This is a genomic window from Rhizobium ruizarguesonis (assembly GCF_017357285.1).
In the GTDB taxonomy this organism is placed as follows: domain Bacteria; phylum Pseudomonadota; class Alphaproteobacteria; order Rhizobiales; family Rhizobiaceae; genus Rhizobium; species Rhizobium ruizarguesonis.
On record NZ_CP071681.1, the window covers coordinates 495028 to 517475 of the forward strand.

General features: G+C 59.7%; 22 protein-coding genes. 12 read left to right on the forward strand and 10 right to left on the reverse strand.

What is annotated here, in order from left to right; genetic code table 11:
• The first annotated feature begins 330 nt into the window (after window positions 1-330).
• Window positions 331-1629 (forward strand): O-antigen ligase family protein, encoded by a 1299-nt coding sequence (locus J3P73_RS33380; protein WP_130666989.1) that lies wholly within the window; start codon window positions 331-333, stop codon window positions 1627-1629.
• A gap of 140 nt (window positions 1630-1769) precedes the next feature.
• On the opposite strand, the gene J3P73_RS33385 is transcribed toward J3P73_RS33380, so the two are convergent.
• The 6 genes from J3P73_RS33385 to J3P73_RS33410 form a co-directional block, all read right to left on the reverse strand.
• Window positions 1770-3764 (reverse strand): polysaccharide biosynthesis protein, encoded by a 1995-nt coding sequence (locus tag J3P73_RS33385; RefSeq protein ID WP_130657748.1) that lies wholly within the window; start codon window positions 3762-3764, stop codon window positions 1770-1772.
• Window positions 3765-3885: 121 nt separating this feature from the next.
• Window positions 3886-4452 carry a sugar transferase gene (locus J3P73_RS33390; protein ID WP_130657749.1) on the reverse strand — a complete coding sequence of 189 codons (567 nt, stop codon included), beginning with the start codon at window positions 4450-4452 and terminating at the stop codon, window positions 3886-3888.
• A 542-nt stretch (window positions 4453-4994) separates the two neighbouring features.
• Window positions 4995-5984, reverse strand: a complete 990-nt coding sequence (locus J3P73_RS33395; RefSeq protein ID WP_024320230.1) for a substrate-binding domain-containing protein — start codon at window positions 5982-5984, stop codon at window positions 4995-4997.
• 53 nt (window positions 5985-6037) lie between these two features.
• Window positions 6038-7081 carry an ABC transporter permease gene (locus J3P73_RS33400; protein WP_130774252.1) on the reverse strand — a complete coding sequence of 348 codons (1044 nt, stop codon included), beginning with the start codon at window positions 7079-7081 and terminating at the stop codon, window positions 6038-6040.
• Complete coding sequence (locus tag J3P73_RS33405; protein WP_130707064.1) at window positions 7081-8598, reverse strand: sugar ABC transporter ATP-binding protein; 1518 nt, start codon at window positions 8596-8598, stop codon at window positions 7081-7083. Before J3P73_RS33405 ends, J3P73_RS33400 begins: the two co-directional genes overlap by 1 nt.
• Window positions 8595-9593 (reverse strand): LacI family DNA-binding transcriptional regulator, encoded by a 999-nt coding sequence (locus J3P73_RS33410; protein WP_130657751.1) that lies wholly within the window; start codon window positions 9591-9593, stop codon window positions 8595-8597. Before J3P73_RS33410 ends, J3P73_RS33405 begins: the two co-directional genes overlap by 4 nt.
• A 198-nt stretch (window positions 9594-9791) precedes the next feature.
• Here J3P73_RS33410 and J3P73_RS33415 point away from each other — a divergent pair, with 198 nt between their 5' ends.
• Window positions 9792-10232, forward strand: coding sequence for an RbsD/FucU family protein (locus tag J3P73_RS33415; protein WP_130676544.1), 441 nt, complete (start codon window positions 9792-9794; stop codon window positions 10230-10232).
• Window positions 10233-10316: 84 nt separating this feature from the next.
• On the opposite strand, the gene J3P73_RS33420 is transcribed toward J3P73_RS33415, so the two are convergent.
• The 4 genes from J3P73_RS33420 to J3P73_RS33435 form a co-directional block, all read right to left on the reverse strand.
• On the reverse strand, window positions 10317-10610 hold the full coding sequence (locus J3P73_RS33420; RefSeq protein ID WP_130657753.1) for a type II toxin-antitoxin system RelE/ParE family toxin: 294 nt from the start codon (window positions 10608-10610) through the stop codon (window positions 10317-10319).
• Window positions 10607-10849 carry a type II toxin-antitoxin system ParD family antitoxin gene (locus tag J3P73_RS33425; RefSeq protein ID WP_024320231.1) on the reverse strand — a complete coding sequence of 81 codons (243 nt, stop codon included), beginning with the start codon at window positions 10847-10849 and terminating at the stop codon, window positions 10607-10609. The genes J3P73_RS33420 and J3P73_RS33425 overlap by 4 nt, the downstream gene beginning before the upstream one ends.
• A 165-nt stretch (window positions 10850-11014) precedes the next feature.
• Complete coding sequence (locus J3P73_RS33430) at window positions 11015-11917, reverse strand: MBL fold metallo-hydrolase (RefSeq protein ID WP_163885091.1); 903 nt, start codon at window positions 11915-11917, stop codon at window positions 11015-11017.
• 103 nt (window positions 11918-12020) lie between these two features.
• Window positions 12021-12653: a DsbA family protein gene (locus J3P73_RS33435; protein WP_130680640.1), complete on the reverse strand. Its 633-nt coding sequence runs from the start codon at window positions 12651-12653 to the stop codon at window positions 12021-12023.
• A 114-nt stretch (window positions 12654-12767) separates the two neighbouring features.
• Here J3P73_RS33435 and J3P73_RS33440 point away from each other — a divergent pair, with 114 nt between their 5' ends.
• The 10 genes from J3P73_RS33440 to J3P73_RS33485 all read left to right on the forward strand — a co-directional run bounded on the left by J3P73_RS33440 (window position 12768) and on the right by J3P73_RS33485 (window position 22422).
• On the forward strand, window positions 12768-13652 hold the full coding sequence (locus tag J3P73_RS33440; protein ID WP_130666001.1) for a LysR family transcriptional regulator: 885 nt from the start codon (window positions 12768-12770) through the stop codon (window positions 13650-13652).
• Window positions 13653-13812: 160 nt separating this feature from the next.
• Window positions 13813-14091: an acylphosphatase gene (locus J3P73_RS33445; RefSeq protein WP_018070756.1), complete on the forward strand. Its 279-nt coding sequence runs from the start codon at window positions 13813-13815 to the stop codon at window positions 14089-14091.
• A 142-nt stretch (window positions 14092-14233) separates the two neighbouring features.
• The gene (locus tag J3P73_RS33450) at window positions 14234-14887 is read left to right on the forward strand and encodes a Rieske (2Fe-2S) protein (RefSeq protein ID WP_130657757.1); all 654 of its coding nucleotides are present in this window, start codon (window positions 14234-14236) and stop codon (window positions 14885-14887) included.
• The gene (locus J3P73_RS33455; RefSeq protein WP_018070754.1) at window positions 14884-15729 is read left to right on the forward strand and encodes an aromatic ring-hydroxylating oxygenase subunit alpha; all 846 of its coding nucleotides are present in this window, start codon (window positions 14884-14886) and stop codon (window positions 15727-15729) included. Before J3P73_RS33450 ends, J3P73_RS33455 begins: the two co-directional genes overlap by 4 nt.
• Window positions 15726-16385: a glutathione S-transferase family protein gene (locus J3P73_RS33460; protein ID WP_130657758.1), complete on the forward strand. Its 660-nt coding sequence runs from the start codon at window positions 15726-15728 to the stop codon at window positions 16383-16385. The genes J3P73_RS33455 and J3P73_RS33460 overlap by 4 nt, the downstream gene beginning before the upstream one ends.
• A 1-nt stretch (window position 16386) precedes the next feature.
• A complete protein-coding gene (locus J3P73_RS33465; protein WP_130774254.1) occupies window positions 16387-17766 on the forward strand; it encodes an amidohydrolase in 1380 nt (459 codons plus the stop codon).
• A 26-nt stretch (window positions 17767-17792) separates the two neighbouring features.
• Window positions 17793-18890, forward strand: a complete 1098-nt coding sequence (locus tag J3P73_RS33470) for a BMP family ABC transporter substrate-binding protein (RefSeq protein WP_024320237.1) — start codon at window positions 17793-17795, stop codon at window positions 18888-18890.
• A 3-nt stretch (window positions 18891-18893) separates the two neighbouring features.
• Window positions 18894-20414 (forward strand): ABC transporter ATP-binding protein, encoded by a 1521-nt coding sequence (locus J3P73_RS33475; RefSeq protein WP_130718429.1) that lies wholly within the window; start codon window positions 18894-18896, stop codon window positions 20412-20414.
• Entirely contained in the window at window positions 20414-21514 is a 1101-nt protein-coding gene (locus tag J3P73_RS33480; RefSeq protein WP_130774255.1) for an ABC transporter permease, read from the forward strand. Before J3P73_RS33475 ends, J3P73_RS33480 begins: the two co-directional genes overlap by 1 nt.
• The gene (locus J3P73_RS33485; RefSeq protein WP_130657762.1) at window positions 21511-22422 is read left to right on the forward strand and encodes an ABC transporter permease; all 912 of its coding nucleotides are present in this window, start codon (window positions 21511-21513) and stop codon (window positions 22420-22422) included. Before J3P73_RS33480 ends, J3P73_RS33485 begins: the two co-directional genes overlap by 4 nt.
• The last annotated feature ends 26 nt before the right edge of the window (window positions 22423-22448 follow it).

Below are 22448 nucleotides of genomic sequence, written 5' to 3' on the forward strand. Positions count from 1 at the left end.
CTTAACGACAAAATCATGCCGCACTTCAAAGAGCGACAGCATCCCTTGCGCGTCTAAAAAGACGCGCAGCGCTGTAGACCTGCCGACCCCGATTTGGCCGCCATCTCGCTCCGCGGCATGCCCGTCGGCTGCTGGACGAGCAATCAAGCCCGCACCTCAGACGTGTTTTCTGTTGAGGCAGACCTTGCCCTCGCCTTCATTTGCCGCCCATCATAGTATAGAATTATGCCCGTCTGGACGCCTGTTGCTGGAATACCACGTCGAATAAAGCCACAGATTGCATCCTCATCACCGCTTGACAGCCGTGATCACGATCCTTAGCGAGGCAGTATGGCCACGGTCAGGACCGGCAAAGTGAATTATTTCAGACAACTCAAGATGGCGGTGCTTTATCCCGGGAATGAGGCCGGAAGTGCACTCGACCGAAACAACCGCATTGCGGTCTTTCTCTTTGCGATCCTTCCAGGGCTTTCGCCGAACTTTAACTCCTTCATCCTCCTCGCGTCGATGGTATGGGGCGCCTACTGTTTGGCCACGGGCAGCCTCGCCTTGAACTTGTCGAAATCCGACCGGCTGGTGGCCATTGGCATGTCGATCTACCCGCTGGTGATGATCGCGAGCATCTTCATCAACCCGCCTTACTCCGAAGAACTGGACTGGATATTCCGGCTTCTGCCTTTCTTTTCGGTCTGGCTGATATTGCCGCGGATGCGCCAATCTCCCGATGGCAGTCTCGTGCCGCTCTTTATCCTCGGCGCAGGCATCGGCATGATCGTCACCTTTCTTTTCAGTCTCCTGCAGATCATGTTTCTGATGGAGAGGGCAGAGGCAGGGACTTCGAACGCTGCACTCCTGGGCGTCATTGGCGTTCTTTTCGGCGGCATCGCGCTTCTCAACGTTCAATCTCCCAGAAGCGTGGAGCAAAGAATTGCGATATTGGGATATGCCGCCGGCCTAGGCTGTGTTCTGCTATCGGGAACGCGCTCGGCCTGGCTGGTCATTCCCGTCCATATCGTCATCTTTCTCTGGTATTTTCGCAAACACAGCTTCCATCTGAGTTTGCGCAGCCTCGCTATTACCAGCTCCTTGCTGTTGGCGGGACTTATCGCCCTGGGCAGCGGCCAGGTTCTCCATCGCATCGAGGCGCTTCAGGAGAATCTGACATCGCTCGAACGCAGTGACGGCGAGATCACGTCGATCGGTGCGCGGTTCGCCTTGTACAAAGGCGCACTATCAGCAATCAGCAAGGACCCGTTGACGGGTTATGGCCCGCAAAACCGGATGGCTTCGGTTTTGGCCGAGCTGCCCGAAAACATACGGCCGCAGCTGCCCTACTCGCATGTCCACAACGGTTTCCTGACCGCGGGAATCGACGCCGGCGTTTTCGGCATTGCGGCGCTTTCGCTGATGCTGCTGACGCCTGTGATAGGCGCGTGGAGAAAAGAAGCGGGACCTGGCCGGGATTTGGCTATTGCGCTCGCTCTTCTGCTGTTCAGCAGCTACGTCATCACAGGCAGCTTTGGCATTATGTTCAATCAGAAGGCTTTGGATCCGATCTTCGCCTATCTCGTTGCCCTTATTTGTGCGGATAGAGGCAGTACGGCCTTTGCTCCCGTCGTCCGGAGCTGATGCTTGGCACCCCTCGAGCCTGCAGACTTCGACAACGCCGCGCGTCTTTTAAGACGCGCAGGGGATGCTGCAGCACTTTGAATTGCTGCATGATTTTTTTCCTCAGATCGATTCCGATTTAAGGAATTTGCAGTGATGTCTCAGGCTGCCGTATTGGCTTCGGCGCCGGTGAAAGCCAGATCCGAGACCTCACCCGTTGACGAATAGCCGGAAACAAGCTCCGCCAACGTCGCGCGTGCAGCGATCATATCGTTCCGGTCCAATGCCGCGTTGAGCGAGTTCAGCCTTTTCGACAGCTCCGGCCAGGACAAGAAATCCTCACGCGCCTTCATAATCCGAGGATGTTCGGTTGTTTCAGGATTATCCCCGATCAACAGTTCTTCGTAGAGCTTCTCGCCGGGTCTAAGGCCGGTAACGGAAAGCTCGATATCGCCTTCGGAATTGTTCTCGTCGCGGACGGTCAACCCGGAAAGCTCGACCATCTTGCGGGCGAGATCTGCGATGCGAACGGGCTCCCCCATGTCGAGCAGGAAAACATCGCCACCGTCGGCCATCGCACCGGCCTGGATGACGAGCTGCGAGGCTTCCGAAATGGTCATGAAATAGCGGGTTATATCAGGATGTGTCAGCGTAACGGGGCCGCCGTCCTTGATCTGCTGCCGGAATAGCGGCACGACGGATCCGGAGGAGCCGAGGACATTTCCGAAGCGGACCATGGAAAAATTCGTTCGCATTCTGTCGGTCGCCGATTCTGCTGCGAGCGCCTGCAGAACCATCTCCGCCAACCTCTTGCTGGCGCCCATCACATTTGTCGGCCGCACGGCCTTGTCTGTGCTGATCAGCACGAAATTCGAAACGCCGCATTTGTTCGCTGCGCGTGCCGTGATCAGCGTACCCATGACATTGTTCTTGATGCCTTCCACGGCATTGTGTTCGACAAGGGGCACATGCTTGTAAGCGGCGGCATGATAGAGCGTCTGAGGTCGCCAGCTCTGCATGATATGTTCCATGCGATCCTGGTCGCGGACGGAACAGAGGATTGGGACGATCTGCAGACTTTCATGTCTGTACAGTTCGGCCAGCTTTCGCAATTCGGCATGGATATTATAAAGCGCAAACTCGTTCTGATCGAGGAGGATCAGGCTGGAAGGCTCGTTGCGCAGAATCTGGCGGCATAATTCGCCGCCGATCGACCCACCAGCACCGGTGACCATCACCACCTTGTTGCGCATCGCCGTGTCGAGCAACTCCTGCCGCGGCGCGACCGCTTCCCTCCCCAGCAGATCTTCGATCTCCAGCTCACGGATGTCGGAGACGGCGATGCGTCCCTGAGCCAGGGCCGTGAGATCCGGCAACGTGCGAACATTGACCCTGGCTTTACGGATATCTTCCAGGATTTCATTGCGACGCTGCCGCGATGCAGATGGAAGAGCAAGAAGCACATTGTGCACGCCAAGGGCTCCCGCAAGCACCGGAAGATCCGAGGGGTCGTAGATCGGCAAACCACCCATGACGCCGCCCTTGAGACGCGGGTCATCATCCAGATAGCCGACGACATTGAGTTCGGCACTGTTGATCAAGGCACCGGCCAGTTGCCGCCCGGCCGTCCCTGCCCCATAGATCAGCACCTTGGCGAGCATATTCTTGTGAAGGATGCGCTGGTAGGCATCCCCGAGCCAATAACGGATCCCCAATCGCGAGAGGCCGATCGCAATCAACAGCAGGAAGGGCTGGAGAATGCCGACGGTTCTCGGAACACCCGGAACGCTGAGGGCGGTAAATATCGTCATGAAGGCGACGCCGTAGATCGCAATCGCCTTTAGAACAGTAATGAAAGCAGCCATATTGGCATAACGGAAGATCGCCCGATACATGCCCATCACGATGAAGATGGGAAGTGCCATACAGAGCGAAACGAAGACCGGCAACCACTGGACGCCGGTCAACACCGTCCATTCGTTCAGGCGGAAACAATAGGCCAGCCAGATCGTCAGAACGCAAAAGCTGGAATCCACCAGCAAAGCCAGAGCACGTTTGGCAACCCGCGGCATCGCCAGCAGAGGGGCGACGAGCGCTTGCAGCGGCATTAAGAACCATCCCGAGCGCGGCGTCTCAGTGGGGGTATTTTCGGGCATTGCTTACCAGCGTTTCGCAGATCGATCGACTTCACCTTCTTGTCATTTTCTGCAACGAGCGCAACTGAAATAATCGGAAACCAAGGTGTCCTGCACCGCTTATCTATCAGAAGTAGGTAGCTTAATGCCTTATTCCCTTACGGCGGATGACCTTCTCGGCGGTCATAAACAGAATGCTTATGTCGAGGCCGAACGAGCGACGTTCGAGATATTCGATATCGAATTTTACCTTCTCCGGAATCGGCAATTCGTCCCGGCCGTTGATCTGCGCCCATCCCGTCAACCCAGGCAGGAGCTTGTCGACACCATGGGCCGTCCGCAACTCTATCAGATCATATTGATTGTAAAGTGCCGGCCGCGGGCCGACGAAACTCATCTTCCCCACAAGAATGCACCAGAGTTGTGGCAGTTCGTCGAGGCTGGATTTGCGCAGAAACGAGCCGATGGGTGTCAGAAACCGATCCGGATTTTCGAGCAGATGCGTGGCAACCGTCGGTGTATCGACGCGCATGCTGCGAAACTTCGGCATCAGGAAGATCTGATTGAAACGGCCGACACGTTTTGACCAATAAAGGATCGGTCCCGGCGAGGTAAGGCGAACACAAAGAGCGACGATAAGGATTGGCACAAGCAGGATTACCGACGCAATCAAAGCCAAGAAGAAATCCATCGCCCGTTTCAAATCCATATTCCGAAGTTCTTCCGCCCATCGATCGACGATCCGGCATTCGCCGCTGTCGTTTGCCGTATCGTCAAAAAGCGTTTCGCGTCAACTGTAGGGCATGGCGTTTTATCATACGCCGGCTTCGTCCATTATCGACCTGTGCATTGGAAGGGAACAGCACAAGCCTGTTTCCTCGGAAAGCTCTCCCGTGGGATAAAAGCTCAGCAAGTCATTTCAAGATGGCCAGCGCTCGGAGTCGGTGATGCCGAGCAGCGGCTTGGCCTCGCACAGGGCACGATAGAGATTGCCGCGATGCGGCTATCGACTATGCGAAAGAGGTAGGAAAACTCTGATTTTCAATGCCAGATTTGCGTCTGACGCCGCCGGCATTGTAACAGAAGGGGTCAAAAACTCTTTGAACGATACAGTCGCGAGCACGATAGCGCCTTGAAGCGGGTCTCCTGCTATTTAGGAATGCGCCCGACGAAAGAGTTCGAGCATGCCAGCCAATCGATATGATTCAACCCGGCTGGACGGACGCGCCCGGCCGGGTTGAGTCTGGAGCTTTACTTACCCATCATCTGCTTCGCGTTGTCGGGCGTAATGGCGGTGGTATCGACCGTTACTGTCGCCGGCACCGACGATGCGCAGTCCAGCAATATCGACTTAGCCATGTCGATCGCTTCCTTGGCTCCTGTCGGATATGTGAAAGTCGCGGACCAGTCGCCCTTTGCGACGGCCTCGATCCCGCCTGCCGGACCTGGCAAGCCATCAGTGCCGATGATCTTCACGCTCTTACCGGCACCTTTCGCAGCAAGGAGTGCACCCGCCGCCATCATGTCGTTGCTGGCATAGACCATCTTGATATCGGGATGAGCCTGCAGCATCGCGGCGAACGCGGTCTGCGCTTTATCCGGCAACCAGTCTGCCGCTTGTTCTGCCACGATCTGGATCTTGGAGTTGGATTTCACGCCATCCTTGAAGCCATTCAGCCGTTCGACGGCCGGTGTGGAACTCGGCAGGCCCTGCAGCACGGCCGCTTCGCCGCCGTCCGGCAGAAGCGTCTTGCTCGTATATTCGCCGGCGGCCAACGCGATCTTGTAGTTGTCTCCTCCGATGAAAGCTGTGTAGTCCTTGCCAGCCTCACCGTTCGTCTTGCGGTCAAGTTCGACGACCGGGATACCCGCGTCCATTGCCCGCTTGACGGCGGGCGTAAGCGGAGCCGCCTCGAAAGGCGAGATCAACAGAAGATCAACCTTTTGGGTGATGAAATTGTCGACCTGCGATGTCTGAGTGTTGACGTTGCCCGCGCCGTCAGCGATCTGCAGCGTGAACTGCGGGACTGCCTTGGCGGCGGCCTCCAGTTCATCGTTGACGTGCTGGCGATAGGGCTCCGCATTGTTGGCCTGCGAGAAGCCGATGACGAACTCGCCATCCTTGGCGCAAGCCTTCACGAGCGGATCGGCAGCGTGAGCCACGCTGGCAATAGCAAGGCATGAGCCCGCCAGGAGTGCCATGCGCCCGGCATGCGACAGTCGAAGTGCATTCTGTGTCATTACTTTCTCCTCCACATTGATCCCGGATCCACCCTCCGGGCGATGCCGCCACACTACCTGCCCAATCCTTCGCGGCGACGAACGAGGGATTGAAGGACTGCCGCCAGAACGATAATTGCCGCTGTCGCAAGCAACTGCATGGCTGGCGTGATGTTGTTCAGCTGCAATATATTGGCCAAAGCGCCGAGCATGATCGTACCGGCGATTGTTCCGACCATTGAACCCGACCCGCCAAACAGGCTGGTTCCGCCGATGACCACAGCCGCGATGGCCGTCAATTCATATCCGGTCCCATCATTGGCACTGCCAAAATTGAATTGTCCGGCATGGACGATGCCAGCAAGCGCGGATGCAAAGCCGGTAATGGCGTAAACGGCGATCTTGATTGCCGAGACCGGAACACCCGAGATGCGGGCGGCGCGATCGTTGCCGCCGACTGCATAGACGTAACGGCCGAACCTCGTCGTGTTCAGCACCAGTGTGGCGATGCAGGCAAAGATCAAGAAGACGATCGTGGCAACGGGAACGACGTTACCGAATAGCCGGCCGCCCAGAATGGCAAAGATGGGCGGAGCGAGCCCAGGACCATCACCATAGGAAATATTGATGTACTGATTGTCCGACACAACGAGTGCAAGCCCACGGGCTGCCTGTAAGCCGGCAAGAGTGACGATAAACGCTTCAAGTCGAAACTTGCTTGAGATCGCTCCCTGGACCAACCCGAAACAAGTGCCCATCAGCAGCACTGCCAGCACCGTCGTGACCAGCCCAAAACCGCCTGAGACCATCAATGTTGCTGTTACGACGCTCGCAAGACCAAGTGTCGCCCCAACCGAGAGATCAATCCCGGCGGTGATGATCACGAACGTCATTCCAATCGCGATGATGCCAGTTTCGGACACCGCGCGGACGATGTTGGCGATGTTGTCGGGTTGAATGAACAGGATGACTCCGTGCCGACGCGGTGAGAAAATGATGCCCCCGGCGAAAACGAGTATAAGGCCGATCAAGCTCTGGAAGCGGACCAACACCGCGAGCGGATCAATCCGCTTGGCGGGCTGAACCGCTGGATTGGATGCGATTTGCTGTTCGGACATCAGGCCTCCCTCCCGTTGGCGGCCGCCAGGACTTCGTGTTCGTCGACGCCGCCAGAAAACTCAGCAACGCTGTTGCCGTTGCGCAAAACCACGATGCGATCGCATAGGCCGATCAGTTCGGGCATCTCGCTAGAAGCGACAAGAATGCCCAATCCCTCTGAAGCTAACTTGCGCAAGCGGGCGTAGATTTCACCCTTGGCGCCGACGTCGACGCCACGTGTCGGCTCGTCGAGAAGCAACAAGCGCGGATTGCCCAGCACTTCCTTTGCGAGGACGACCTTCTGCTGATTTCCCCCGGAGAGAGCCCCGACCGCGATGCCGGGATTCTTTGGACGAATGTCGAATTGGCCGAAAGAGCTCTTGATCGCATCCTCTTGGCGTCGCGCCGACAGCAAGCCCTTTGGTGATATCCAGCGGATGATCGACATCACCAGATTGAGACCTACAGACATACGCAACATGAGACCGGCCCCACGCCGGTCATCGGTTACGAATGCCAGTCCTGCCCTGCGAGCAGCCGCGATCGATTTAAGCCTGGTCGGCCTGCCACCAATCGTAATGTCCCCTTGCCATTGGCCGGGCACGCCTGTTCCGTACAGAGCGCTCAAAAGCTCGGTTCGACCCGCCCCCATAACGCCGGCGAGCCCGACGATTTCGCCATGCCGAACATCCAGATCGACTTTAGTTGGCGCCTGCCACCCTGGCGACACGCGGTATGGGCGGAAGGAAGCCTGTCGCATCCGCAGCAGCACGTCGCCAACACTGTGTGCGCGGCGGGGATAAAGCTCGTTCAAAGGACGTCCGACAAGAAGCTGCACCAGTTCGGCCTGCGGCGCATCCGGTTTGGTGACACCTGCCACCTTGCCGTCGCGCATGACCGTCACGCGGTGAGCGATCTGCGGGACTTCCTCAAGACGGTGCGAGATATAGACGATGCCAACGCCCGACGATGCCAGGCCACGCATGATGTCGAACAGTCGATCCACTTCGCCAACGGTCAAGGCAGCCGTCGGCTCATCCATGATGAGAGCTCTCGATGCGTAGGAAAGCGCCTTGACGATGGCGACGACCTGGCGCTGGCCGATCGAAAGCTCACTGACGAACTGGGCGGGATCGATAGATCGGTCGATCGCTTCTAGTCTTTTACGCGCCTCTTGCAGCATCGCCTTGCCATCGAGCATGCCATGCCGATGGATAAGTTCGCGCCCGAGGAAGAGATTGGCAGCCACGGTCAGGCTCGGAACGAGGTCCAGCTCCTGGAAGATCGTTGCGATCCCCGCTGCTTGTGCATCACGCGGGCTATGAAATCGCGCCGGTTTGCCGTCGATGAAGATCTCTCCCTCGTCCGGCGTATTCACACCGGACAGCAGGTTCATCAGCGTCGATTTTCCTGCACCATTTTCACCAAGCAGCGCATGGATTTCGCCAACCTTTAGGTCGAAATCCACGCCACGAAGCGCCTGAACGCCGCCGAAGCGCTTGACGACACCTTTCGCTGAAAGAACGACTTGGCTCATGCTGCTTCTCCACACGATTCACGCACCCGCAAAACTGGCGACAGTCGAATGGTCTCGCGGGGGCGGCGCTTGTTGCCTATCCGCTCGATCAGCAAGTCCGCCGCCTTCCTGCCAATCTCGTCGCAAGGCTGGGCCATCAGCGTCAGGCGCGGTTCGAAATAATCTGCCCATTCGAAATCATCGATCCCAAGCACAGAAATGTCCGCGGGAACACGCAGCTTCCGCTCCCGGATAGCCCTCATAGCCCCGATCATCGCCAGATTGTTCGAAGCAAGAATCGCTGTCGGCGGCTCCTTCAGCCCCAGCAAACGGTGCGTCGAAGCAGTGGCGTCGGCGGTGCTGCGATTGCCATCGCTGATTAAATTATCCTCTACCTCTATTCCCTTCTCCGTCATCGCTGCGCGGAAGGCCTTTGCGCGCTCCACAGTCGTCGCAAAGCCGGGCTGACCGAGAATGATCCCAACCCGTCGATGATGCAGCGTGACGAGGTGATCGACGAGCGTTCGTATTGCGGCGACGTTATCCGTCCCGACCTGGTCGAAACGGTTGTCCGACAGCCTGTCAACAAGCACACAGGGAAGGTCGGACCGGATGAGATAGTCCAGCGCTTTTTTAGGATCGCCCGAAGGCGCAAGTATGATCCCGTCGACGCGGCGCTGATGCAGATGCTGGATCAGTTCCAGCTCCCGGACCGGATCATCCTGCGTGTCACAGAGGAACGCGATCAAGCCTCGTTTGGAACACTCGGCCTCAATCGCGCAGATGATGTCACTGAAGTAAGGGTTCGAAATCGCGGAAATCGCGAGGCCGACAGTGCCTGTCGATGACAGTTTGAGCGAGCGAGCGACTGTATTGGGGATGTATCCGATCGCCTCCACGGACTCGATGACGAGCTTGACCTTCTCGGGTGAGACGTAGCGCGTCTTATTGAGAACGTGCGAAACCGTGGAGACTGAGACCCCAGCCGCCTTTGCCACCTCGGAAATAGTCGTCATGAGCGCACTCCAGCTCTCGCCAGCAGCGCCACAAAAGAGTTTTTCAAACTATCCTCCCAAGCGGAATTCCAACCTCCAGAGGCTCTCCCAGGATCCGCTATTTGGTCACGCTAGCGCCATCGAAACGTTTGCGCAATCGTTTTTTTCTGCTAATCGTTCATCGTTCTTGTCGGTGAAATCTCTTGGGAGGGAGATGCCATGCTGAAGGGTGTGCCGCCGTTTATTACGGCCGACGTGTTATGGGTCATGGCCTCCATGGGTCACGGCGACGAACTGGCAATCGTGGATCGAAACTTCTCCGGTTTTCGTGTGGCGACCCAAACCACGAGCGGAAAGCTTCTCATCTTAGAGGGTGTCGATGCACCGACTGCAGTCCGCGGGATCCTTCAGTTGATGCCCTTGGACACGTTCATTGAAACGCCTCTGATGCACATGGAGGCCGTTGACGCGCCAGGCGAGTTGCTGGAGGTCCACAAAGACGTCCTCGCGGTTTGCAGAGAGGCAGAGGGGCGTTCGATAGCGAGCCAACCTGTCGAGAGGTTTGCATACTATCCCATCGCCATGCGATCGTTTGCAGTCATCCAGACGGCTGAATCGCGCCCCTATGGGAACTTCATCCTTAAGAAGGGCGTGGTCTGATGGTCAGGTCTTCTTCTTGCCGAACGCCCTTCGCGGGCTCAATCGGGTCGCATTACCAAATCCCACAGCTCCATCCGAGGTGCGCTAAATTGAGTCACTTGCCCAATCTTCATGCGCGTGGCGAGTTCGTATTACAAAAATTGTCTCATCATCTTCGATCCGATAAACGATTAGATGCGCTTTGAAGGGATGAATTCTAACGGGCGGATCAATCTCATCCCGTTCGCGCGCGATGCGTGGATTGACAGCTATCAGATCAAATAATGCGAAAAGTTCATCGTGGTATCGCTTTGCCTGGCCCGGCCCGAACATACGGATACCTTGCTCGGCGATCGCAATAATGTCATCTTCCGCTTCGGCAGAAAGCTTAAAACTCATGACTTGTTGGCACGAGCCATTGCCTCAGCAAAGAGTTCATCCTTTGATCGAATGCCGACACCACTTTGGAGCCCGGCCTCGACGAAGCTTTGCATGGCGGCGATCTTGTCATTTCGGGTCTGGTCGCGTCGGATCAGGTCGCGCACGTAGTCGCTAGCATTCGAATATCGCCCGGTCCTGGCCTGGGCCTCAACCCAATCCTTCATCGGGCCTGGAAGAGATACGTTCATCGTGGCCATTGATACCCTCCATTTGAAGGCAACATAACCGATTTTGGCAAAGTTTGTCAAAGGCTCGAGCGCCTTGATGTGATGCGGACCTGACGACTGCATCACCACTTTTGCGGCCTTCCCAGAGATGAAGGGCCCTCCCGGGCCCTTCGGATCAGTTTGAAGATCGGCCGTTCAGCCCCACTTCATTTCTCCCTTAGCAACCTTGGAGCCGATGTCGAGCGCAACGCCCATGCCGAGACCGGGGAAGCGGGCTTCCATGGCGGCCTTCAGCGCGGTGGAATCGGCGGCCTTGGCGAGTTCTTCCTCGAAAGCGAGCAGATAACTCTTCGTGTGCTCGACGGCGGACAGATCGGTTGCCGCTTCCGGCGTCATGTGGCCGGGAACGACAATCGTCGGCTTGCGGGCGCTGATCTTGTCGAGGGTGGCCACCCAAGCGGCACGCTGCTCCGGAGCCTGGGTGTCGGCCGTCCACACGTGGACGCCGGAGAAAATCATGACGCCCCCGAAAACGGCGTTCAGCGATGGCACGAACAGGTACCGGCGATTGCTTAACCCTGCTTCGGCCGCGACAATCTCGACTGGTTCGCCATCAACTGTGAGGCTTGGAGCGTCGAACGCTTCCGGCATGACGATGTCTGCAAGGGTCTGCGGGCCGTTCTCCTTGAGCTGCGGCCCCCAAACGGCAAGCTTTTTCTCGATATTGCCCTTGATCGCTGCAATCGTATCGGAAGCGGCCAGCACTTTTGTGCCGGGAAAGGCTTCGAGGACCGGCTTCAGGCTGAAGTAATAGTCCGGATCGGACTGGCTGACATAAATCGCGGTCAGCGTCTTGCCGGTGGCCTTGATGGCCTCCGCCAGCGCACGGCCGTCGGGATAGCTGAAACCGCCATCGATCAGCAACGCTTCGCTGGGGCCGGTCAGCAGCACCGGAGCGCGAAAGAAGCCATTCTGACCGGCGGGGAAGTGCTTCCAGGCCAGCTTTGATCCGGCCGCGTTGCCGAGGCCGGCAGGCGCAAAAACGGCAACGGCGCCGGCTGCGAGGGTGGTTTTCATGATTTCTCTCCTTGAGTACATGGTTGTCTCCGATGATCGCCAGTTTCGATTTTCTGCTGCCGTGAGTGTTGCCCCCCGGCAGGGTGGTCGGTAGTTCATGGAACGGTCTGCTGAAAATGAACGATCACGCCGCCTGAAGCTCGGCAGCAAGTCGGTCAAAGCCGCCGAACAAGGCATCGCTACGCAGCACGCGGCGCTTATCGCCGTCGCTGACCAATAGCGCGGGGACACCATCCATCCGGAATGCAGCCATGAGTTGGCGGGACTTTCCGATCCTGTTGCGATAGATATCGAGCAGAGCCTCGTCCGGAGCCCGGACACGAGCGGCGGCATCGGAAAATCCGGCCCGATCGAGAACGTCGGCCACGACAGCGATCTCCGAGGTGTTGCGGCCGTCAATATAACGGGCGATTTGAAGTGCCTTCAGAGCTTCGCGCTCGCTGTCGAGTTGCCTTAGCCCGACCGCAATGATCCCGAGCGTCGCAGGGGCGGAGTCGAACATACCGTCTGCGCCCGCGAGAACCTGATCGCGATAGAGCTGACTGAAGACCTGTCCGGTGAGCCGGTTGATCCGCTGGTCATTGTGCCAGGCATAGGCTGCGAAACGTTCATCCAGCGGACGCGCGCCTTCGCCCGCGAAAAGCCCGGTGGGCGCAAGCTCGACGGTGAGATTGTCAAGCTTGGCCATTTTGTCGAGCGCGGGCGCCACACCATAGCACCAGCCGCAAAGCGGATCGTAGAGATAGGTAAGATGCATATCGGACCATCCTTGAAGCGATGGCCAACGGATAGTGCACTTCTATTGAGTGATAAATATTGTTAAATGTGACAGAAAGTATGTCAAAAACTTACAATCAAATGGAAGAAGGCTATGGAGGCTGTCAACCTCAATCGGCTGGCCTATTTTGCAGCCGTCGTCGATACCGGCTCGTTCACGAAAGCTGCCGAGCGCCTCGCGATCACGAAGACGGTCGTCAGCCAGCAGGTTGCGCGGCTGGAAGCTGAGTTGAAAACTAGCTTGCTTCTCCGGACAACACGACGCGTCGAGCCGACCGAGGCCGGCAAGCTTCTCTACGCGCGCTGCGTCTTGATTTTCCGCGAAGCCGGGGACGCTGTCGATGAAATCACCCGCGCAAATGCCGAGCCGACAGGCATGCTACGCATTGCTGCGCCCAATGATTATGGTGCGAGCACGATCGCTCCCATTGCTGCGGCCTTTATCCGGAAGTACCCCGCTTGCAGGGTCGAGCTTCTGCTCGCTGATACGAAGATGGATCTGCTCGCCAATCAGATCGACCTGTCGATCCGCGTTGGATGGCTCGATGACTCCAGTCACCAAGCGAGACGGATCGGTTCGTTCCGGCAGTTTCTTGTGGCGTCCCCCAGCTTCTTCGCCACGCTCAGTTTGAACAGTCCAGAGGATGCTGCGAGCCAGCCGTTTATCGCCAACCTGGCCCTCAAGGAGCCGGTGGTCTGGAGGTTTATCCAGGGCGATTTCGACCGGCGAACCGTGCGGATGCAACAGAGCCTCATGAGCAATTCGACGCCTGCGGTTCTCGCGGCCACGCTTGCGGGGGCAGGCATATCCGTCCTGCCGGATTTTCTGGCTGGAGAGCATATAGAGGCTGGCCGACTGATAAGATTGTTGCCGGACTGGACCCTGCCTGCCGGAGGAATTTATGTCGTCTATCCGGCAGCTCGGTTTCGTCCGCCCAAGGTCACGGCTTTTGTCGCAATGCTGACTGGTAGTTGCTAGCGCGGCTCAGGCTGCGCCAACGCGCAGGGATACGGTGGCAGGAATTGGTATGTTGCCGCTGGGATTTGCAAAGGAAATTCCGACGCCATATTCTCTCTTTGACGATGATCCCTTCCCCCAGTTCCTTCAGGCGCTGTGGTGTAGGAAAGCAAGGGCGAGCATGCGACAAGATACAAGCTACCTGCTGGAGCGGATGACGATTGTCGGTGATCTCGAGGTCGCCTCCTTTGTTCCCTGGATCCGGCGCCATGCCGCCAAGCTTGGGCTTTCGCACACCATATCTCATACGAGTTCCATGCGGATCGAACTTGAGGTCGCTGGGCCGGTGGAGCTGATCGACATGATGGAGATGGGATGCTCTCTCGGGCCCATCGACGTATGGGTCGAGAGGATAGAGCGCACCGCGCTCAGCGCAAAAAGACCCAGTGCCGGGCTGTAAGATATTTCCTCCGTGCATATTATTTACTCAATGTTGCCAATGCGAAATAATTATGCAAACCTGATAAGGTTGAGCGGAATTGCCTCGAGGGCGAGGTAGGGCGTGCTCAGCAAGCATATGATTTTGTTTGGGAAATCTAGTCATGCCATCCCCTACGACCGGCTTTTGGACGCCAGTCGCCCTTTCCCGGGATTTGCCGGCCGGAACCGTCATACCGGCACGGACGGCAGCCGGATCGATTGCCCTGTGGCGTAGCGCTTCGGGGCGCATATCGGCATCGGCGGATCGCTGTCCGCATCGTGGCATGCGCTTGTCTCACGGCTTCGTGCGCGGCGAGACGCTCTCCTGCATCTATCACGGTTGGAGCTACGGCCAGGCCGGAAACTGTCTCCGCATTCCGGCTCATCCAGGCCTGACGCCACCGGAGACAATCCGCGTCGCCACCCATGACGTCGAGGAAACAGATAACGTGATCTGGGTGGCTGTGGGTGCGCCCGCTTCGAAGCCACCGAGGCTTGATGACCTCACTCCCTTGCGTTCGCTGACGGCATTCGCCGGCATCGCGGCGATCGAGGCGGCGGCCGGTGCGAAGGCGAGCAATGTCGGTCTAGTCGAGATCGACGCATCCACCGGGACCGTCTGTCTGCTATTATCCGCTTGGGAAGACGGACAGACGTTGATCCATGTGCTGCTGAAGGGTGACACCGGCCCGGAGGCGGGCATCGGTGCTTCACGGGTCGCCGAGAGCCTGCGCCGCCGAGCCGAGGATCTTCAGAAAAAGGAGGTCGCGCAATGACCGTGCAGGCGATGATCGACGAATGGTATCCGGTCGGGCTTTTCAGCCAGCTCGACAGCGCCGGCCGTAAGACGGCGCTGATGGGCGAGCCGATCGAAGTGGCGCGCGATGGCGATGGCAATGCGAAGGTGACGGGCGGCGATGGCCGTGTTCTGCCGGTGCGTGTGCGTTACGGTCATGTCTGGTCCTCCCTCGGCGAGCCGAAGAAGGAGCTTTTCCCAATTCCCGAGGCTGACCAGCCCGGCCGTCGCTTCGTCGATGTCGGCGTGGTGCGGGTGCGCTGCTCGCCGCTCCGCGCCGTCGAGAACTTCCTCGACATCGCCCATTTCCCCTTCGTCCACACCGACATTCTCGGCGCGGAGCCGCACACCGAGGTGCAGAACTACAAGGTCGAGATCCGCGAGGAAGAAGACGAGGTCTGGGCAACGCAAGTGAAATTCTACCAGCCGCAGGCCGCCAAATCGGCAAGCGGCGGGATCACGACGGAATACATGTACCGTGTGCCGGCACCGACCTGCTCCGTGCTTTACAAGACCTGCCCGCCGCGCCCGAGCGAATGGGATGTCATCACGCTCTTCGTGCAGCCGCTGGCAGAGGACCTGTGCGACGTCTGGCCATGGATGGCGCTCTTCGATGACGAGACCGCGATGACCGACCTCATCCACTTCCAGCAGACGATCTTCCTGCAAGATCGCTCGATCCTCGAAAACCAGATCCCGCGGCTGCTGCCGCTCGACCCCGGCATGGAAATCCCGACGCGGGCCGATCTGACATCGATCGCCTACCGGCGCTGGCTGAAGCGTCACAACTATACCTACGGCGCACAGCTGGTGGCGCAATGAAGCTCTACGACTACATTCTCTCGCCCAGTTGCTACAAGGTGCGTCTGATGGCGGCGCTGACCGGGGTGAAGCTTGACTTGCGCCCGGTGGATTTCCATCCCGGCGCCGAGCATCGCGGTCCCGAGCTGCTTGCGCTCAACCCGGCAGGCTCCATTCCGATCCTGGAGGATGGCGACCTGATCCTGACGGAATCGTCGGCGATCCTCGTCTATCTTGCCGCCAAGGCAGCACCCGAGTGGCTCGGCAGCGGTACGGCCGAGGAAGCGGCACGGGTGCAGCAATGGCTGTCGTTCTCCGGCCGGCTGACGGCAAGCCTCGGGGCAGCACGGCTCCATGAGATGCTGCTGCGGCCGGGCGATATCGGCGCGCTGCAGGCCCAGGGCATCGCCGCGCTTCGCGAGCTTGAAGCCGGGCTTGTCGAGCAGGGTCTTCGCGGCATGCGCTTCCTCGCCGCCGATCGGCCGACAATTGCCGACATCGGCTGCTTTCCCTATGTAGCGCTGGCGCCCGATGGCGGCGTCACGCTGGATGCCTATCCCGCCATCCGGCTCTGGTCCCGGGCGCTGCGCGCCCTCGACAAGTTTATCGAAATGCCAGGCATTCACCGGCTGCACGAGCTGAAGCCCGAACCTCATATCGAACCGGGCGAGGCGTGACATGGCTGGATATCTCCTGAAGAACTGCGCAGCCGTGATTGTCGACGAGGGCAAGGGACCGGTCGTCCATCGCAATGTCGATCTCCTGACCAGCGGTCCGGCGATCCTGGCGATCGGCGAAAATCTGGGGGCGGACGCACTGCCTGCCGGCACGACCGTTCAGGATGCCGCCGGCTGGTTTGTCTATCCGGGCCTCGTCAACACCCATCATCACTTCTTTCAGTGCTTCGTGCGCAACCGCGCCGATCTCGACTGGACGAAGCTCTCGGTGATCGAGTGGCTCGACCGCATCTACCCGATCTTTTCGCAGCTCAACGAGGAATGCTTTTACCACTCCTCCGTCACGGCGATGGCCGAGATGATCAAGCATGGCTGCACCACGGCCTTCGACCACCAGTACAATTTCCCCCGGCATGCCGGGAAGCGGCTGATCGACCGCCAGTTCGAAGCGGCCGAGCTGCTCGGCATGCGCTTCCATGCCGGCCGCGGCGGCAACACCTTGCCGAAGTCGGAAGGCTCGACCATCCCCGACGAGATGCTGGAAACGACCGACGAGTTCATCGCCGACTGCGCCCGGCTGATCGAGACCTACCACGATACCAGCCCCTTCAGCATGCGCCAGGTGGTGGTCGCGCCCTGCCAGCCGGTCAATTGCTATCGCGAGACCTTCGTGGAATCGGTGGCGCTGGCGCGTGATCGCGGCGTCATGATGCATACCCATGTCGGCGAAGGCGAAAGCCCGGTCATCCAGGCGCGCCACGGCATGCGCACGGTCGACTATCTCGAAGAACTCGGCTTTGCCGGGCCCGATGCCTTCTATGCCCATTGCTGGGAGCTGACCCATGACGAACTCAGGAAGATGGCCGCCAGCGGCACCGGTGTCGCGCATTGCCCGGAACCCGTCTATCTGGTCGGCGCTGAGGTCACCGACATTCCCGCCATGGCCGCCTTCGGCCTGCGCGTCGGCCTCGGCTGCGACGGGGCTGCCTCCAACGACAATTCCAACCTGATGCACTGCCTGCATTCCGCCTACATGCTGCAGTGCCTCGTCGCCTCCGGCCGCGCCCATCCCGTGCCGCCGCCGGTCGATTTCCTCGGCTACGGCACGTCAGGGGGTGCCAGCCTGCTCGGCCGGCACGAGATCGGCCGGCTGGCGCCCCGCATGGCCGCTGACCTGTTTGCGATCGACACTCGCCGTATGGATTATGTCGGCACGCGGCACGACCCGCTGAGCCTGATTGCCCGCGTCGGCATCGGTATGGCGACCGACATGACCATGATCAATGGCCGCATCGTCTGGCAGAAGGGCGAATTCCCCGGTCTCGACGAGGCCAAGCTGGCTGCCGATGCAGAGGCTGCACTATCCACCGTGGAATTTTAAAAAAACCAAAAGAGGGAACTGAGAACATGACCAAACTGACCCGCAGAAACCTGATGACGGCCGCTGCCGCTACCGGCCTTGCCGGCGTGCTCGGCAGCCGTCTTGCTTTGGCCGCCGACGAGCCGCTCGGCATCACGCTCGTCGTCCCGTCGCCGATCGGCGACGTCGGCTGGGGGCATGCGCTTGCCGCCGGTCTCGAGCCGATCAAGGCCGCTTACGGCGACAAGGTGAAGGTCACCGTGCTCGAGAATATCGCCGAAGGCCCGGACGCCGACCGCATCATGAACAAGACCGTCGCCGACGGAAACAAGTTCCTGGTCGCTGGCTCTTTCGGCTATCAGAACGGTGCCTTGCAGATCGCTCGCCGCGATCCGAGCGTTACGGTTCTGCACGCCTCCGGCTTCCAGATCGCTCCGAACTTCTCGCCTTTTGCGGCCAAGTATTTCCAGGGCACCTATCTGCTCGGCATGGCTGCCGCAGCCCTCTCCAAGACCGGCAAGCTCGGCTCCGTATCCGCCTTTGCGATTCCCGAACTGATCACTTCGATCAACGCCTTCACCCTCGGCGCCCAGGCCGTCAAGCCGGATATCGAGGTCTCGGTCGTCTGGGTGAACTCCTGGTTCGACCCGGCCAAGGAGCAGGAAGCCGCCAAAGCCCTGATCGCGCAGAAGTGCGACGTGATCTTCTCCAATGCCCAGGACACGCCGTCCGTCATCTCGGCCTGCGAGGAAGCCGGCGTCTACGCCTTCAACCTTAACTCCTCGATGAAGAAATACGCACCGAAAACCTATCTCGGATGCATCTCGACGGACTGGTCGCCGTTCTTCAAGGCGTCGGTCGACGCTCACCTTGCCGGTACGTTCAAGGGCGCCAATGCGTTCCTCGGCGTCGCCGACAAGGTCGTCGAAGTGGTCGACTGGAACCCGGATGTTCCAGCTGACGTGATGACCAAGATCAAGGAAATCGAGGTAAAGATCGCCGACGGCAGCTTCTCGCCCTTCACCGGGCCGATCACCAAGGCCGACGGCAGCGAAGGTGTCGCATCCGGCGCAACCATGGCCGACGCCGAGATCATCGCCATGAATTGGCACGTCAAGGGCGTGTCCACGCCGCTGCCGAAATAAGTCATGACCGCCCCGCTCCTGTCGCTGCGCGGCATTTCGAAGAGCTACGGCCAGATCCACGCCAATCAGGCAGTCGATCTGGACGTGGCGCCGCAATCGATCCATGCGATCCTCGGCGAAAACGGGGCGGGAAAATCGACGCTGATGAAGCTGATCTACGGCGTCGAGCAACCAGACGACGGAGATGTCGTCTGGGAAGGAGAGCCCTTGCGCCTCGCCTCCCCCGCCGAGGCGAGGCGCCACGGCATCGGCATGGTCTTCCAGCACTTTTCGCTGTTCGAGACCCTGACGGTCCTGGAGAATATTCGGCTGGTCGTGCCGGGTCGCAAGGCTGAGCTCAAGGACCGCATCCGGACGCTTGGACGGGAATTCGGCCTTGAGGTCGACCCGCTCGCCCATGTGCATGCGCTATCCGTCGGCGAGCGGCAACGGGTGGAGATCATCCGAAGCCTGATGACAAATCCGAAGCTGCTGATCCTCGACGAGCCGACCTCTGTCCTGCCGCCGCAACTGGTGGAGAAGCTCTTCGACACGCTGCGTCGGCTGCGCGACGGCGGCGTTTCCATCCTGTTGATATCCCACAAGCTGGAGGAAATCCGGGCGATCTGTGACCGGGCGACCATCCTGCGCGGTGGACGCGTGACCGGGGATGTCGATCCGCGCGAACATGATGCCCATGACCTTGCCCGCATGATGATCGGCCGCGATATGCCCGCTCCCATCTCGGCGCTGCCAACGTCTGGCGGGGAAAAGCGGCTGGAGATCATCGGTTTGGACTATCAGCCCGACGATCCCTTTGCCGTGCCGCTCTCCGGCATCAGCCTTGAAGTGCGTGCCGGCGAAATCCTCGGGATCGCCGGTATTTCGGGCAACGGCCAAAGCGAGCTTGCCGCACTGATTTCAGGTGAGACGCTGCTGGCGCGCGACCAACGCGACCGGATCTACATGATGGGGATGGATGTCGGCAGGCTCGATGCCGCCACGCGGCGGACGCTCGGATTTGCCTTCGTTCCGGAAGACCGGCTCGGACGCGGCGCCGTCCCCGAAATGTCGCTCGCCCTCAACAGCCTGCTGACGGCCCATCCGCTCAAGCTTTTGCGGCACGGTCTCGTCGACAGGGCGCGGGCGTTGGCGTTCACCAAGGATTGCATCCGTCAGTACGATGTCCGCACGCCAGGCCCGGATGCGGAAGCCGGCACTCTATCGGGCGGCAATCTGCAGAAGTTCATCGTTGGCCGCGAAATCATGCTGTCTCCCAAATTGCTTTTCGTGGCGCAGCCAACCTGGGGCGTGGATATCGGCGCTGCATCCGCCATCCGCAGCCGTCTGGTCGCATTGCGCAATCAGGGCATGGCGATCCTCGTCATTTCCGAAGAGTTGGAAGAACTGTTCGAGCTCTGCGATTCCATCCAGGTGCTGCATCACGGCCGGCTCAGCCCGCCGCTCGCAACACGCGACACGAAGCCCGAGGAGATCGGCCGATACATGATCGGGGCACAAGCCTCGCCCGAGAAAGTCCAGTAATGAGCGCTTGGTCCCTTGCTTTCGTTCCCACCCTGGTCCGCCGGGAGCGCGCCTCGCTTGCCGCGACCTTGCTCGCGCCCGTCATGGCACTTGTCATAGCGACCGCGCTCAACCTCGGCCTATACATCTTGATGGGCCGCGACCCTGTCGCGGTCGTTTATGCGATGCTTTTCGAACCCTTCCTTTCCTGGGCCTCATTTTCGGAGGTGCTTTTAAAGGCAGGACCGCTCCTCCTGATCGCACAGGGGTTGGCGATCGGCTTTCGCGCCAAGGTCTTCAACATCGGCGCCGAAGGCCAGTTCATTCTCGGTGCGATCTTCGCCTCTGCCATTCCGGTCTGGTTTCCGCAAGCGACGGGCCAGTGGATCTGGCCGGCAATGCTGCTGCTCGGCGCCATCGGCGGCGCATTCTGGGCTTCTCTCACCGCTTTCTGGCGCGTGCGCCTCAACGCCAACGAGATCCTCGTTTCGTTGATGCTGGGCCTCGTTGCGGCGCAACTGCTGAACTATCTGCTGCTCGGCCCCTGGAAGGATCCGAACGGCTTCAACTTCCCCCAGTCGGTGATGTTTCAGTATGATGCCATGGTGCCGACCCTGATTGCCGGCACGCGCGTCAATGTCTCGTTCCTGATTACGCTGGCTTTCTCGGTTGCGGCCTGGATCTTCATGCAGAGGAGCTTCATCGGCTACAAGCTGCAGGTCGGTGGTCTGGCACCGCGGGCTGCCGGCTACGCCGGCTTCAGGGAAGGTTGGGCGATCTGGCTTTCGCTGCTGATCGGCGGCTTTGCAGCCGGCCTTGCCGGGGCTGCCGAAGTCGCCGGTCCGCTCGGTCAACTGCAGCGTTCGGTCGCGAGCGGCTATGGCTATGCGGCCATCATCGTCGCCTATCTCGGCGGCCTGCATCCGATCGGCATCGTGATCTCGGGGCTGGTCATGGCGGTCATCTATATCGGCGGCGACAATGCCATGGTCTCGGCCAACCTGCCGATCGCCGCCGTCCGTGTCTTCCAGGGCAGCCTGCTGCTCGCCTATCTGATCGCCGTCGCCTTCGTGCGCTATCGCCTTGAATGGCGCCGCGCCGCCCACCGGAGCCCGTCATGAACGCCATCGAGTTCATTCTTGCCGGCATGCTTGCGGCTGCGACACCGTTTCTTCTGGCAGCCCTCGGCGAGCTGGTGGCCGAGCGCGCCGGCGTCCTCAACCTCGGGGTCGAGGGATTGATGGCCTTCGGTGCCGTGCTCGCCTTCATTATCGTCTACCAGGGCGGCGGACATCTCCTGGGTTTCGTCGCAGCCGGGCTCGGCAGCGCTGTCCTTTCGCTGCTCTTCGCCTTCGTCACGCTGGGTTTCCGGGCAAACCAGGTGGCAGCGGGCCTTGCCATCGGCATTCTCGGCCAGGGCCTTTCCGCGCTTTTCGGCAAGACCTATGAAAGCCTCACGGTCAGGGGACTTCCGAAGCTCGCCCTTCCGGGGCTTTCGGAATTGCCGATTGTCGGCGGCCTTTTCGTCCAGGACATCGTCGTGTGGATTTCACTCGCCGCGACCCTCGCCTTGTGGGCGATATTTGCCTACACCAAGCTTGGCCTCATCGTCCGCGCCGTCGGCGAGAACCCGAAGGCCGCTCACGCCATCGGCTATTCGGTAATCTCAGTCCGCGTCCTCGCCATCGCCTTCGGCGGTGCGATGGCCGGCTTCGCCGGCGCCTATGCGTCGGTAGTCTATACACCACTCTGGGCCGATGGAATGATTGCCGGGCGCGGCTGGATCGCCATCGCCCTCGTCGTCTTCGGGACTTGGCTCACCGGTCGTATCTTCCTCGGCGCCTGCCTCTTCGGCGCGGTCTCGCTGATGGGCCTTGCAGCCCAGGCAACCGGACTGGACGTTCCCTCGCAACTGCTCTCGAGCCTGCCATATCTCGTCACGATCATCGTGCTCGGCATCATCTCCGCCGACCGTCGTCTGCTGAAACTGAACGGCGTGGCTTCGCTCGGCGAACCATTCGAGCGATAGGGCATAGTGCGGAAAGCGGTTTTCGG